This is a genomic window from Kineococcus sp. DHX-1 (assembly GCF_042473625.1).
In the GTDB taxonomy this organism is placed as follows: domain Bacteria; phylum Actinomycetota; class Actinomycetes; order Actinomycetales; family Kineococcaceae; genus Kineococcus.
In genome coordinates, this window is sequence record NZ_CP170445.1 from 1,645,254 (window position 1) to 1,659,476 (window position 14,223).

Annotated in this window: 9 protein-coding genes; 7 read left to right on the forward strand and 2 right to left on the reverse strand. The window is 75.6% G+C overall.

Going from position 1 to position 14,223, the window contains the following annotated elements; translation table 11 throughout:
- Positions 1–85 precede the first annotated feature (85 nt).
- The 6 genes from ACFEMC_RS07915 (at position 86) to ACFEMC_RS07940 (ending at position 9,852) form a co-directional block, all read left to right on the forward strand.
- Positions 86–2,119, forward strand: coding sequence for an alginate lyase family protein (locus ACFEMC_RS07915; protein ID WP_380175215.1), 2,034 nt, complete (start codon positions 86–88; stop codon positions 2,117–2,119).
- Positions 2,120–2,307: 188 nt separating this feature from the next.
- The gene (locus ACFEMC_RS07920) at positions 2,308–3,627 is read left to right on the forward strand and encodes a DUF1972 domain-containing protein (protein WP_380175217.1); all 1,320 of its coding nucleotides are present in this window, start codon (positions 2,308–2,310) and stop codon (positions 3,625–3,627) included.
- Positions 3,624–4,415 carry a hypothetical protein gene (locus tag ACFEMC_RS07925; protein ID WP_380175219.1) on the forward strand — a complete coding sequence of 264 codons (792 nt, stop codon included), beginning with the start codon at positions 3,624–3,626 and terminating at the stop codon, positions 4,413–4,415. Before ACFEMC_RS07920 ends, ACFEMC_RS07925 begins: the two co-directional genes overlap by 4 nt.
- Before the next feature lie 90 nt (positions 4,416–4,505).
- Positions 4,506–7,730, forward strand: coding sequence for a LamG-like jellyroll fold domain-containing protein (locus tag ACFEMC_RS07930; protein WP_380175221.1), 3,225 nt, complete (start codon positions 4,506–4,508; stop codon positions 7,728–7,730).
- Positions 7,727–8,896, forward strand: coding sequence for a glycosyltransferase (locus tag ACFEMC_RS07935; protein WP_380175223.1), 1,170 nt, complete (start codon positions 7,727–7,729; stop codon positions 8,894–8,896). The genes ACFEMC_RS07930 and ACFEMC_RS07935 overlap by 4 nt, the downstream gene beginning before the upstream one ends.
- A complete protein-coding gene (locus tag ACFEMC_RS07940; RefSeq protein ID WP_380175225.1) occupies positions 8,893–9,852 on the forward strand; it encodes a glycosyltransferase in 960 nt (319 codons plus the stop codon). Before ACFEMC_RS07935 ends, ACFEMC_RS07940 begins: the two co-directional genes overlap by 4 nt.
- Here the strand turns inward: ACFEMC_RS07940 and ACFEMC_RS07945 are convergent.
- Both ACFEMC_RS07945 and ACFEMC_RS07950 read right to left on the reverse strand, forming a co-directional pair.
- On the reverse strand, positions 9,773–11,293 hold the full coding sequence (locus ACFEMC_RS07945) for a hypothetical protein (protein ID WP_380175226.1): 1,521 nt from the start codon (positions 11,291–11,293) through the stop codon (positions 9,773–9,775). The two genes, ACFEMC_RS07940 and ACFEMC_RS07945, sit on opposite strands and share 80 nt — an antisense overlap.
- On the reverse strand, positions 11,290–12,747 hold the full coding sequence (locus tag ACFEMC_RS07950) for a Wzz/FepE/Etk N-terminal domain-containing protein (protein ID WP_380175228.1): 1,458 nt from the start codon (positions 12,745–12,747) through the stop codon (positions 11,290–11,292). The genes ACFEMC_RS07945 and ACFEMC_RS07950 overlap by 4 nt, the downstream gene beginning before the upstream one ends.
- A gap of 81 nt (positions 12,748–12,828) precedes the next feature.
- On the opposite strand from ACFEMC_RS07950, the gene ACFEMC_RS07955 reads away from it, so the two are divergent.
- Positions 12,829–14,211, forward strand: coding sequence for a lipopolysaccharide biosynthesis protein (locus ACFEMC_RS07955; RefSeq protein ID WP_380175230.1), 1,383 nt, complete (start codon positions 12,829–12,831; stop codon positions 14,209–14,211).
- The last annotated feature ends 12 nt before the right edge of the window (positions 14,212–14,223 follow it).

Sequence of the window (14,223 nt, forward strand, 5' to 3'; positions counted from 1 at the left end):
AGCGGGGGCTCCGAGCGCCGCTCCTGCCGGGTGATCACCCGAGGGGTCGCTCAAGCGGATCTAGTACCGGCCCGATCCCTACATCGTGACCCCCTCCACGATCGTTACGAAGCCCTCCCGTCGCCTCGTCGCTGCCCTCGGCGTCGTGGCCGCCACCTGCACCTTCCTCGTGACCGCCGGCGGCACCGCCGGCGCGGCCAGCTCCACGACCCAGGACAGCGTCGTCGCCCGGGACTCCTTCGCCGGCTCCACCCGCACCGTGGGTGAGGCCGAGATCGGCGGACGGTGGGCCGTCCAGGCGCCGGCCGGCGGTTCGATCACCACCGGGGGCAACCAGCTCGGCGTCTCGACCGTCCCGCGCGGTGGCAGCTTCGCCGCCGGCCTGCCCTCGGTCGCGGCCGCCGACGTCACCGTCAAGCACGGGCTGCGCCTGCCCAGCATCACCTCGGCCAAGCTGGGGCTGTACGAGACCACCGAGATGCGCCGCCAGGCCGACGGGGACCGCTACCAGGCGACCTTGACGGTCGGCGCCGGAGGTGCGCTCTCGCTGAGCGCCGACCGCGCCGTCGACGGTCAGTCGACGCAGCTGGCCAAGGTCGCCCTGCCCCTGAAGGCCACCTCGAACGGGTGGCTGACTGTCGAGACGAAGGTCTCCGGCACGTCGCCCGTCACGGTGCAGGCCCGGGTGTACCCGGCCGGCACGACCGCCCCGGGGTGGCAGGTCTCGGCCACCGACTCCAGCGCGGCCGCGGTCAAGAAGGCCGGTTCCGTCGGCCTGAACGGTTTCCTCTCCAGCAGCGGGACCCCCACCGGCCTGGGGCTCAACTCCTTCCAGGCCGTGGCGACGACGCTGGCGGCGCCCACCCCGGTGGCTTCTGCGAGCCCCCGCCCGGTGCAGCCGACCCCCGCGCCCGCGGCGACGACCAACCCCGCCCCGGCTCCGGTGGCCAGCCCCAGCCCCAGCGCGCCGACCTCCACGCCGGGTGGCCTGCCCACCCTGCAGCGCGTGGTCACCAACGGCTTCGTGCACCCCGGGATCCTCAACGGCACGACGAACCTCGAGGCCTCCCGCGCCGCCGTCCTGGCCGGCAAGTCCCCGCAGAAGCCGGCCTTCGACAAGATGAAGAGCAGCCGCTTCGCGAACCTCTCGTGGACGCCGCACCCCGTCGAGTACGTCGGCTGCGGCTCGTACAACGTCGTCGACGAGGGCTGCACGGCCGAGACGGACGACGCGCAGGCCGCCTACACCCAGGCGCTGCTCTGGTACTACACCGGCGACCAGCGCTACGCGGACAAGGCCAAGCAGATCCTCAACGCCTACTCCGGCACGCTCAAGGACCACAAGTTCGACACGAAGGTCTACAAGAACGGTCTGCTGCAGGCCGGCTGGGCCGGACAGACGTTCACCAAGGCCGCCGAGCTGATCCGCTACAGCGGTGCGGGCTGGAGCGCCTCCGACGTCGCCCGCTTCGAGACCATGCTCAAGACCGCCTTCCTGCCCCGCGTCATCAACGGGTGGACCTGGACCTCGGCGAACTGGCAGCTGACGATGGCCGAGGCGACGATGAACATCGGCGTCTTCACCAACGACCGGGCGACCTGGGACAACGGCGTCGGCGACTGGCGCAACCACGTCAAGGGCTCGTTCTACCTGGCCTCCGACGGCAGCAAGCCGAACTTCCCGGCGAACACGATCATGAAGGACAGCAACTACCTCGAGTACTGGTCGAGCCCGAAGCAGTTCGTCAACGGCCTCGCCGCCGAGACCTGCCGTGACGCGTCCCACACCGCGATGGGCCTGGCCGCCGCGCTCGACGGGGCCGAGACCGCCCGCATCCAGGGCCTGGACCTGTACGGCGAGCAGCGCACCCGCCTCGTCGCCGCGATGGAGTACAACCTGCGCTTCGTCAACAACCCCTCCGCGAGCGGGTGGGTCTGCGCCAAGCCGCTCAACCTCGGTGGGACCGGCTACAAGCTGACGTTCGCCCTGGGCTACAACAACTACGCCGTCCGCGGCGGGATGTCGCTGCCCGAGACGCAGAAGTTCCTCGGCACGGTCAGCCCGACCGGGTCCGGCATCTTCATGAACTGGGAGACGCTGACCCACTCGGCCGGCTGACCCCACCGGTCACGACTGACCCTCGACCGCCCCAGGACCCGCACGGGTCCTGGGGCGGTCGTCGTTCCCGGGGGACTTCCTCGCCGCGACACGCCGCAATGTTCTAGACGACCTCCCCGAGACCCCCACGCGTGGGCTACCGTCATCACTCCGCGTACAGGGGTGGTCGCGGATGGGGGGACAACTCGATGATCACGCACGCCCGCGGACCGTCGGCCGACGGTCTGCGCATCGCTCTGCTCGGGACCCGGGGGGTCCCCGCGCGCTACGGGGGCTTCGAGACCTGCGTGGAGGAGGTCGGCGCCCGGCTCGCCGCGCGCGGGCACGAGGTCGTCGTCTACGGCGCCACCGCCGACGGGCCCGGCCCGGCCGTCCGCGAGCACCGGGGCATGGAGCTCGTGCCGTTGCCGGCCGTGCACCGCCGCTCGCTGGAGACCATCAGCCGCTCGGCGCTCGCCACCGCGCACCTCGCCGGGGGACGGCTCCGGCGTTCCTGGCCAGGAGGGGGCGAGGCTCGTCCCGTCGACGCGGCCGTCGTCTTCAACGCGGCCAACGCGCCGTTCCTGCCGCTCCTGCGCGCCTGCGGGATCCCTGTCGCGACCCACGTCGACGGGCTGGAGTGGAAGCGCGCCAAGTGGGGACCGGTGGGGCAGCGCTACTACCGCTGGGCGGAGGCCTTCGCTGTCCGGCACTCCGACGCCCTCATCGCCGATGCCCAAGGGATCGCCGACTACTACCGGACCCGCTTCGACGTCGACACGACGCTCATCCGGTACGGCGCACCCGTCGTCGAGGGCGGGGGCGACCCGCGGCAGCTCGCGACCCTGGGACTCGTCCCCGGGGGGTACCACCTCGTCGTCGCCCGCTTCGAGCCGGAGAACCACGTCGACGTCATCGTGGAGGGGTACGTCGCCTCCCGGGCCCGCAAGCCGCTCGTCGTCGTGGGGTCCGCCCCCTACTCCGACGCGTACACGGCCCGGGTGCGGGCGCTGGCCGACCACCGCGTCCGGCTCGTCGGCGGCGTCTGGGACCAGGAGCTGCTCGACCAGCTCTACGCCGGTGCCGCGACGTACCTGCACGGCCACAGCGTCGGGGGCACGAACCCCTCGCTGCTGCGCGCCATCGGCGCCGGGACGGCGGTCGACGCCTTCGACGTCGACTTCAACCGCGAGGTGCTCGGCGCCGCCGGGACCTACTGGTCGAACGCCGCGCACGTGACCGTGGCCGTCGAGGCCGCGGAGGCCGACGAGGCCCGGGTGCGCGACCGGGGCCGGGCCAGCCGGTTCCGGGCGGCGAACTACGACTGGGACGAGGTCGCCGACGGCTACGAGGACCTGTGCCTGGCGCTCGCGGGACGGGCGGCCGCCGCCCGTCCGTCCGGGGACGCCGGTGTCGTGGTCGACCTGACCGACCGGCCCGTCACGACCGTCCAGGCCGAGCCGCTGGAGGACGACGCCCGGGAGACCGGGGGCCGGCAGGTGGCCGGCGCGCGCGGAGGGCGACGGTGAGCCGGCGGCCGAGCCCGGGCCGCCGCGGCCCCGGCCCCGTCCGGGTGGCCGTGCTGCTCGGCGCCGGTCTGCTCACCGCGTGCTCGGCGTCCGGCAGTGCGTCGACGGCGTTGCCGGCCGGCGGCGGCCCCCAGGCCTCCACCCCGGCCGGGACCACCTCCACGACCGTCCCCGGCTTCACGGCACCGGGCGCCGCACCCGGGGCGACCAGCGGCGCCGCGGGCGGGACGACCGGTGCCTCGGACCCGACGTCCGTCGGTGCGTCCCCCCGCGGTGCGGGGACCTCGTCGAGCACGGTCGGCGCGACCCCGTCGCGCACCGCACCGCCGTCCTCGAGCCCTCCGACGGGCGGCCCGGACCCCTCCGAGGGGGCGACGGCCGGTGCCGGCGACGTGGCGGCGCGCACGATGGCCCCCGTGCCGGTGCAGGCCGAGGAGCGGTTCAGCGAGGGCCTCGCCGTGCGCGTCGTGGGAGTCCGGGAGCAGCAGGTCACGGCCCGCTACCCCGGGGAGGTCAGCGGTCCCGGCATGGTCGTGGAGCTGGCCTTCCGCAACGGGTCCGCCGCGCCTGTCGACCTCGACGGCATCCGCGTCGCGGCCACCCACCCCGACGGCACGCCCGCCTCCGGCCTGGACGGGCCGCCGGCCGTCGCACCCACGGGCGTCCTCGCGCCCGGTGACGAGGGGCGCGGCACGTTCGTCTACTCCGTCCCGCAGGGCAGTTCCCGGTCGATGACGCTCGAGATCTCCTCCATCAGCTCGACCGACGTCGTGACCGTCGACGTCTGACCCGCGCGGCCGGCGGACGCCGGTCGCGGTTCGACACCGGACGACACACCGGGGCGGCCACCGTCAGCGGTGGCCGCACGTGGAGGAAGCATGGACGGAACGCTCGCCCGCCGACCGGCGCGCCTGGTCGGCGCGGCCCTGACCGCAGCCCTCGTGGTGCTCGCGACCGTGCTCGTGGGGCAGGGTCCGGCCCGCGCGGCCGACCCCGTCCTGCCGGCGACCGTCACCGCCGACGTCCTGCCCACCGTGCAGGTGGACGGGGTGGTCTGGGCGCAGACGACCATCGGGAACACCGTCTACGCCGTGGGTCGCTTCGCGAACGCCCGGCCCGCGGGAGCGGCCGCGGGGACGAGCGAGACGCCGAAGAGCAACATCCTCGCCTACGACCTCACCACCGGACGCCTCATCACGACGTTCACCGCCGCGCTCAACGCCGACGGGCTGGGGATCACGAGTTCCCCGGACGGCAGCCGGGTCTACGTCGTGGGGAACTTCACCCAGGCCAACGGCCAGAACCGTTACCGCATCGCCGCCTTCGACGCGACCACGGGCGCGCTCGTCAGCGGGTTCGCCCCGCAGGTCGACTACCGCGCCCGGGCCGTCGTCGCCACCGGCTCGACCGTCTACGTCGGCGGGCAGTTCTCGGTGGCGAACAAGACCGCACGGAGCCGGCTCGCGGCGTTCAGCGCCACTGACGGTTCCCTGCTGCCCTGGGCGCCGACGGCCGACAACGAGGTGTTCGGACTCGTCGCCCCGGCCGGGGGGCCGGTCGTCGCGGCCGGGCGCTTCACGACGCTGGACGACGAGGCGCACTACGGTCTGGGCGCCGTCGACCCGACGACCGGGGCCACCGTCCCGTGGGCCGCCGGCGACGTCGTCCGGAACGCCGGACCCAACGCCGCCATCTACTCCCTGGCGACCGACGGAACCCGTGTCTACGGCACGGGCTACACCTACGGGAGCGGTGGGAACCTCGAGGGGAGCTTCGCCGCGGACGCCAAGACCGGTGCGCTGCAGTGGGTCACGGGCTGCAAGGGGGACGTCTACTCGGTCCAGCCGCTGGGTGGCGTCGTCTACACCGCCGGCCACGCGCACGACTGCGCGGCGATGGGGGGCTGGCCGCAGACGGAACCCTGGACCTACCAGCGGGCCGTCGCCACGACCGCCGACGCCCGCCGGACGAACACGAGCGGGGCGTTCTCCGGCAAACCCGCTCCGCAACTGCTGCCGTGGGCGCCGACCCTGGACATCGGGTCGTTCACGGGCCAGAACCAGGCGGCCTGGTCGGTGACGGGGAACAGCCAGTACGTCTCCCTCGGCGGGGAGTTCCCGAAGGTGGAGGGTGTCGCGCAGCAGGGGCTCGTCCGGCTCGGGATCCGCTCCGTGGCGCCGGGGAAGTCCGGCCCGAAGTACTCCGCCGACCTGGTGCCGCAGACCACCACCACCGCTCCCGGGACCGTGCGCCTGACCTGGCGCACCACGTGGGACGCGGACTCGGGGAACCTCAGCTACCGCGTCGTGCGGGACGGGGCCACCGCCGCGCCCGTGGCGACGCTGACGGCGGCCTCGAGCTGGTGGAACACGCCGAACCTGACGTTCGTGGACAGGGGCCTGGCTCCCGGTTCTTCGCACACCTACCGCGTCTACGCCGTCGACGCGGACGGGAACTCGACGAACAGCGAACTCGCCAACGTCACCCTGCCCGCGGCGAGCGCCTACAGCGACTACGCCCGCACGGTGCTCGCCGACGGGGCGAGCAGCTACTGGCCACTCGGGCCGGCGACGAGCGGGAACCGGGCCTACGACTGGGCCGGCACGAACGACCTCACGCTCGACGGGTCGGTGACCGCGAGCACCGGCCGCGCCGTCGCCGGCGACCCCGGGTCCGCCTCGACGTTCCCGGGGACCGGCACGGCGCCCGCGGTCTCGGGCGCGCTCAGCGCACCGTCGACCTTCTCGCTCGAGGCGTCCTTCCGGACGACGTCGACGCGCGGCGGGAAGGTCATCGGCTTCGGCAACGCCCGCACCGGGCTCAGCACCCGTTACGACCGCCACGTCTACGTCCGGCCCGACGGTCGGCTCACGTTCGGCGTCTACTCCGGTGCCGTGCGGACCGTCACGTCGCCGTCCTCCTACGCCGACGGGCAGTGGCACCAGGTCGTGGCCACGCTCGGCCCGGCCGGCATGCAGCTCTACGTCGACGGTGCGCTCGTCGCCGGCGACGCCTCGACCACGACGGCCGAGACCAACGACGGGTACTGGCGCGTCGGCGGGGACGCGGTCTCGGGCTGGCCGCAGGCCCCCACCAGCACGTCGCTGGCAGGGGACCTCGACGAGGTCGCGGTCTACCCCACGGCGCTGACGGCGGCCCAGGTCGCCGCGCACCGCGACCGCGCTCTCGGCACCCCCGGCGGCAACGCCGCGCCGGCGGCGTCGTTCTCGGCCACGACGACGGGGCTGTCGGTCGCCGTCGACGGTTCGGTGTCCACCGACGCCGACGGCAGCGTGGTCGGGTGGGCGTGGGACTTCGGCGACGGCACCACCGGGACCGGGGTCACGGCCTCCCGGACCTACGCGGCGGCGGGCACGTACCCGGTGCGGCTCACGGTCACCGACGACGACGGCGCCACCGCGACCACCACGCGCTCGGTGACCGTCAGCGCCCCCGCCGATCCGACCGTCCTGGCCGCGGACGCGTTCGGGCGCACGGTCTCCGGCGGCTGGGGCAGCGCGGACACGGGCGGTGTCTGGTCGCTCGTCGGAGGGGCGAGCACGTTCTCCGTGGCGGGCGGGACCGGTCGGGCGACGGTCGGCAAGGGTGCCTGGACGGCGCCGACGCTGGGGTCCGTGCGGGCGGCCACGGCCGACGTGACGCACACGGCCGTCCTGGACGCCGCGCCGACCGGCGGTGGCGTCTACGTCAGCACGCTCGCCCGGAGGGTGGACGCCTCGAACGACTACCACGCCACCGCCCGGGTCCTGGCCACGGGCGAGGTGTCCCTCTCGCTCGTCCGGCGCTCAGGCGGAGTGGACACGACGCTGCAGACCGTCACCGTCCCGGGGCTGACCGTCGCCCCCGGCACACGCTGGTCGGTCCGCGTGCAGGCCGTCGGGTCGGGCCCGACCACCCTGCGTGCCCGGGCCTGGGCGACCGGCACCGCGGAGCCGACGTCCTGGCAGGTCAGCACGACCGACGCCGTCGCCGGCCTCCAGGTGCCGGGCGCCGTCGGGCTGTCGTTCTACCTGTCGGGCAGCGCCACCACCGCGCCCGTGACCGTCTCCGTCGACGACCTGTCCCTCCGGACGGTCCCGTGAGCGAGCGGGACCCCGGTGGACAGGACCTGCGCGTCCTGCTCGTCCACCCCGGGGCCGGGCTGTACGGCTCCGACCGCATGCTCCTCGAGGCCGTCCGCGCGGTCGTCGCGGCCGGCTCCCGGGCCCTGCTCCTCGTGCCGGAGGACGGACCCCTCGTGGAGCTCGCCCGGCAGGCGGGCGCGCGCGTCCTCGTGCGGCCCGTGCCCGTGCTGCGCAAGTCCGCGCTGTCACCGCGCGGGCTGCTCGGCCTCGCCGCGCGCTCGGCGGTGTCCACCGCCCGCGACGGAGCCCTGGTGCGGCGGCTGCGGCCGGACGTCGTCTACGTGAGCACGCTGACGCTGCCGACGTGGGTGCTCCTGGCCCGCGCCGCGGGCGTCCCGGTCGTCTGCCACGTCCACGAGGCCGAGTCACAGGCCGCGGGGCCCGTCCGGCGGGCGCTGGCGGCACCGCTGCTCGCCGCGAGCCGCCTGCTCGTCAACAGCGAGTACTCCCTCGCCGTGCTGGCTGAGTCCTGGCCGGCGCTGGCGTCGCGGGCCAGCGTGCTGCCCAACGGGGTCCAGGGCCCGTCCGCACCGGTCCCGGCCCGCCGGGGCGGCGGCGCGCTGCGGCTGCTCTACGTCGGCCGCCTCTCGCGCCGCAAGGGGGTCCTCGTCGTCCTCGACGCGTTCGCGCGGGTGCTCGCCGACAGGGTCAACGCCCACCTCGACCTCGTCGGGGACGTCTTCGGCGAGCACGCCGAGTTCGGCCGTGAACTCGACGACCGACTGCGCGACACCGTGTTCGCGGGTCGGGTGACGGTCCACGGCTTCGACCCGGACGTCTACGCCCACCTCGCCCGGGCCGACGTGCTCCTCGTGCCCTCGGTGCTGCCCGAACCGTTCGGCAACACCGCCGTGGAGGGTGTGCTGGCCGGGCGGCCCGTCGTCGTGAGCGACGTCGGCGGCCTGCCCGAGGCGGTGGCGGGCGTCCCCAGCGCCCGCCTCGTGCCGGCCGGGGACGCGGCCGCCCTGGCCCGGGCCGTGGTGGAGGTGGCATCGGCGCTGCCGGAGCTGCTGGCGCGCGCCGCGGAGCACGCGCCGGTGGCGGCCGGCCGGTTCGCCCCCGAGCGGTTCCGGGCCGGCGTCGTGGAGGGCCTGCGGTCCGCGGTCCCGGCGGGGTCCCGGTGAACGGCACCTCGACCCCCGGCGGGCTCGGGATCGTCGTCGTCAACTACGGCGACCCCGCGGTGCTCGAACGGCACCTCCTGCGGCACGACCTGCGCCCCCTGGGCCGGGTCGTCGTCGTCGACAACTTCTCGACGGCCGCGCACCGGGACGCCGTGGACGGACTGTGCCGGCGCCGCGGGCTGGACGCCGTCCTGCGACCCGCCAACGACGGCTTCGGCGCCGGGGTGAACGCCGGTGCGGCGCACGCCCTGGCCGCCGGCTGCGACGCGCTGCTCGTCGTCAACCCCGACCTCCGGCTGGAGCCCGCGGTGGCCGCGGCCCTGCACGCCGAGGTCCGTGCCCACCCCCACCGGCTCGTCGCGCCGCGCATCGTCCGCGAGGACGGCCGGCTGTGGTTCGACGGTGCGGAGGTCTCGCTGCGGACCGGCCGGACCGCCCGCACCGGCCGCCTCACCGGACCCGGCCTGGTGCCGTGGCTGACGGGGGCGTGCCTCGCGGCGCACCGCGACCTGTGGGAGGCGGTGGGCGGTTTCGCGCCGGACTACTTCCTCTACTGGGAGGACGTGGACCTCAGCGTGCGCGTCCAGCGCGCCGGCGGGGAGGTCGCCGTGCGCCGGGACCTGCTGGCCGTCCACGCCGTGGGGGGAACGCAGGCGGGCCGGCACAAGTCGCCGGTGTACGTGGAGTTCCACTGCCGCAACCGGTTGCTGTTCGCCCGGAGCCACCTCGGCGTGCGCGGGGCGCTGCGGCAGTCGCTGGACGCGCCGCGCTACGCCGCGGAGGTCCTGCGCCGGGACGGCTGGCGCCGGCTGCTGACCGACCGGGCGCCGGTCCGGGCCGCGGCCCGGGGGACGCTGGCCGGCTGGGCGGTCGCGCTCAGCCCGCGACGCCGGTCGGCGTCCGCCGCGGTGCGGCCGGCAGGGCTGTCGCCGTCCGGAGCCGTCCCGTCGACCTGAGGGGCGGGTCGGGACGCGCCTGCAGGGCCAGGGCCAGGGCGAGGACGACCTCCGGCAGATCGGTGTACATCGGGCCGACCGCCAGGTCCCACAGGGCCCGCAGGCCCAGCAGCACCACGAGCGCCGACGCCGTGCCGGCCGCCACCCGCGTCAGCAGGGCGTGCACGACGAGGAGCCCGAGCAGGAGGGTGAAGGCGACGCCGACCCAGCCGAAGTTCGACCAGGCGTCGGCCACGGTCGAGTGCAGCCGGAACTGCCCGCCGAACATGTAGTTGTCGACGTACCCGTTGTCCGGGCCGAGGCCGACGGTCGCCAGGCCCTCACGGGCGACGACGACGTCGTGCGGGCTCGGCACCGCTCCGGGGCCGAACCCGGCGGGCGTGTCCCGCATGAGCCGCAGCGTCCCGGCCCACTCCGGCCGGCCCCCGGCCAGCAGCGATCCCGCGGCCCGGACCTGCGCCTCCGAGCGCAGCTGCAGCTCCCGGCCCAGCACACCGGACAGCAGCAGTTGCTCGGCGCCCCGGTAGAGGGCGGCGCCGGCGAGCGCGAGCAGCGCCCCCGTGGCCAGCCAGGGGGCCACGGGGGCGCGACGCGGGCGACGCCGGACGCGCCCGCCGGCCCGCAGCAGCTGCCAGCCGACGACGACCGCGGTCAGGGCGGTGAAGCCGAAGAAGCTGCGGTAGTCGCGGACCACGCTCACGGCGCCCAGCCCGACGAGCGCCAGGAGGACGACGACGGACCCGGTGGGGCCCGGGACGCGCTGGACGAGCGCCAGCACCACCAGGGTGACCGGCAGGGCCAGCTGGTACTTCCAGGCGTTCGGCGAGCCCGGCACGTGCGGCAGGGCCGCGAGCAGCACCCCGGCCCCGTAGCCCAGGGCGACGGTCTCCACCCGCAGGAACCCCCGGCACCACAGGACGAAGCCGAGACCCAGGACGAGGGCGAGGGTCCGGGTGCAGGTGGCGACCGTGAACCGGAGCTCGACGGCGTGGGCGCCGGGCAGCGCGACGAGGAGCAGCCCGCAGCCGACGGAGGCGACCGCCAGCAGGACCACGGCGCGCGCGCCGGGGAACCGGGCCAGCGCCCCCGCCCACACGGGCAACAGACCGGCCGCGAGCACCCCGGCCGTCGGCAGGACGTTGCCGAGCGTGACGTCGGCGCCGAGCACGGCGAGCCCGAGGAGCGCGACCAGGCGCAGGGTCAGCAAATGGCGCCGGCTCGGGCCCGAGCGGACCGGGGCACCGGTGCGGTCCGAGGCGCGCCACCACTGGAGCAGCGTCGCGGGGTGGACCCCTGCCAGCGCGCCGACGTGCCGGCAGGCCTGCCGGGTGGTGGCGCCACCGTCCAGTTCGGCGCGCACCTGGCGCAGCAGGTGCTCGTGCGCCCCCGGTGCGCGTCCGGCGCCCCGGCCCGCGGTCGTCCGACCCGGAGCGCTGCTCACCGGCGCCCGGACCGGACCCGGGGCGGCTCGGTGGGGGCGTCCAGGGCGCCGGGCGGGTCCAGGCGCACGGTCGCGGTCGCGAGGTCCGTCGTCCGGCGGATGCGGCCGGGGCGTCGGCCCCTGCGGCGGGAGTGGTCGAGCACGACGCCGAGGACCGTGGCCCGCACCATCTCCAGGTCCCGCAGCGCCTCGGCGAGCTGCCGTCGGCGGGTGGCCGGGCTCTCGGCCAGCAGGACGACGCCGTCGACGCGGGCCGCCAGCACGGCGGCGTCCGAGGCGTCCAGGACGGGCGGCACGGTCAGCAGGACGAGGTCGAACTGGGCCCGCAGGTCGCTCAGGACCCGCTGCAGGGCAGCTGAACCGACGAGCTCGTCGGTCTGCGTCACCGCGTCGGCGACGCCGGGGCGCAGGGTCCCGGCCGGCAGCACGGCCGGGCCGTCGAGCTCGCTGCGCCGCAGCGCGGCGGCGACGGGCAGACCGTCGAGGAGGACGTCGACGAGCCCGGGGCCGGGGCGCAGGCCCAGGGTGCGAGTCAGCACCGGGGAGCGCAGGTCCGCCTCGAGCAGCAGCACCCGGGTCTCGTGGTCGGCCACGGCTCGCGCCAGCTCCAGGGCCAGGTCCGGTGCCCCGTCGCCGGCCGCCGAGGCGAGGACGACCTGCTGGGCGGTGCCGTCCGCGGCGAGGAAGCGCAGGTTGGCCCGCAGCCGGCGCACGGCCTGCGTCCGGTCCCCGCGGGCCGCGGCGCGACCGGCCCCCCGCTGCCGTCCCCGACCACGACGCCGGCGGACCGCGTCCCGCGGCGGGACGGCCGCCAGGACGGGCACGTCGCTGACGTCGAGCACGTCGTCGGCGTCCCGCACGCGGGTGTCGAGCACCTCTCGCGTCACCACGACCGCGACGACGAGCAGCAGGCCGAGAACGGCGCCGATCCCGGCGTCCAGCCGGCGGTCCGGCGAGAACGGTGCCGACGGTGCGGTCGCGGGCGAGACCGTCGTCACCTCGATGGCGGTGGTCCCGCGCGGGGAGAGGGACTCCGTGGCGTTGGCGAGCTGGTCGCCCACGGCGTTCGCGACGGCCGCGGCGCTCGCGCCGCTGCCTGCGACGGCCGTGATGTCGATGAGCACCGTGTCCTGCTGGGTCTCGGCGCTGACGCGGTCGGCGAGGTCGCCCGGCGTGGTGTCGAGCCCGAGCTGGTCGATCACGGGCTGCAGGACCGTCGGCGTCGTGGCCAGGCGCACGTAGGACTGCACGAGGCTGCGTGTGTAGGTCGAGCCCTGCGCGAGCTCGCCGATCGACTGCCCCTGCCCGGGGGAGAGGAACACGCTCGCCGTGGCCCGGTACTGCGGGTCGGTGCGGTAGCTGGCGCCGTAGCCGAGCGTGCCGCCGACGGCGAAGCACAGCAGCAGCGCGAGCCAGGACCTGCGCAGGAGTGCGAGGTACGCGAACAGGTCCACGGGTCCCCTTCCCTGGCCGTCGCCCTCCGCAGTCGGGCGACTGCAAATATAGGTGCCTCACCCGGGGGAGGAGCACATTCGGTGAGGAGTGTTCTACGCGCTGCCCGCGGGCGGCCCGACGCCGCACCCGGAGTGGACGCCGGGGTCTGGCGGTCGGTCGGCCGCAGCGCCGGCGCCAAGCTCCTCGTGATGGGGGTCTCGGGTCTCGTCTCGATCGTCTCGATCCGGCTCGTGCTGGGTCACTACGGCGTCGAGGCGTACGCCCAGTACGGCCTGCTCGTCTCGGTCGCCGCGCTGCTCCCGTTCGCCGACCTCGGCATGGGCGCCGCCGTCCTCAACAGCGTGTCCGGCTCGAGCGACCCCGCCCGCGACGACCACGTCCGGCGCACCCTCGTCGGCGTCTTCCGGGTCGTCGCGGTCTCCGGCTCGCTGCTCGTCGCGGCGGGCGTCGCCGTCACGCTCGCCGGCGGCTGGCCCGTGCTCCTGGGCGACGGGCTGCGACCGGGTTCGGGGCCCGCGGCGGCCCTGACCTGCCTGGTCCTCTTCTGCCTGACCCTGCCCCTGGCGGTGGGGCAGCGGATCCTCACCGCGCTGGGGCGGAACCACGTGCGGATCCTCGTCCAGGGTCTCGCCTCGCCGATCTTCGCGACGACCGTCGGCGTGCTGGTCCTGACGGGCGGTCGCGGCGGCGGGTACCTCGCCGCGTTCTCCTACGCCGGCGGCGCGCTCATCGCCGCGGTCGGCTCCGTCATCGCCTTCCGCGCCCTGCCCGGCCTGGCCCGCGGGGTGCTGCACGACGTCTGGCGGGTCCGGTCGGTCCGCGGCGCACCGGTCCTGGCGGTGGCCGGTCCCTGGCTGGTCCTGACGCTGGCCCTGCCGGTCGCGATGCAGACCGACCGCCTGCTGCTGAGCCACCTGTCGACGCCGACGGAGCTCGCCGAGTACGGCCTGGCCTTCTCGCTGTTCTCCCTGCTGTCCCAGACGGTCAGCGCGGCCGGAGTCGCGCTGTGGCCGGTCTTCGCCCGGGCCCGCACCACCGGCGAGGTGCGCTCCCCGTTCGGGATGGGGGCCGCGTTCGGGGTGGTCGCGGCGCTCGCCGCCGTCGTGCTGGCGCTGCTCCTGCCGTGGGTCGTCCCCGTCGTCAGCGGCGGCGCCGTCCGCCTCGACGCCTGGGTCACGTGGGCCTTCGTTGCGCTGGTGGTGGTGCAGGCGGCGAACTACCCGCTGGGGATGTACATGACCGACGCGGCCGGTCTGCGCTTCCAGGTGCCGCCGGTCCTGCTCATGGTCCCGCTCAACCTCGGGCTGTCCTGGTGGGCGACGCTGCAGGTCGGGGCCGGTGGCCCCGTCGTCGGGTCGGCCGTCGCGGTCGCCCTGTGCCAGCTCGCGCCCGGGGTGTGGTTCGTCCGCCGGGACCTGCACCGTCGCAGGGCGTCGCGCACCGAGGCGGCCACCGTCAGGTGAGCCGGACCTCCG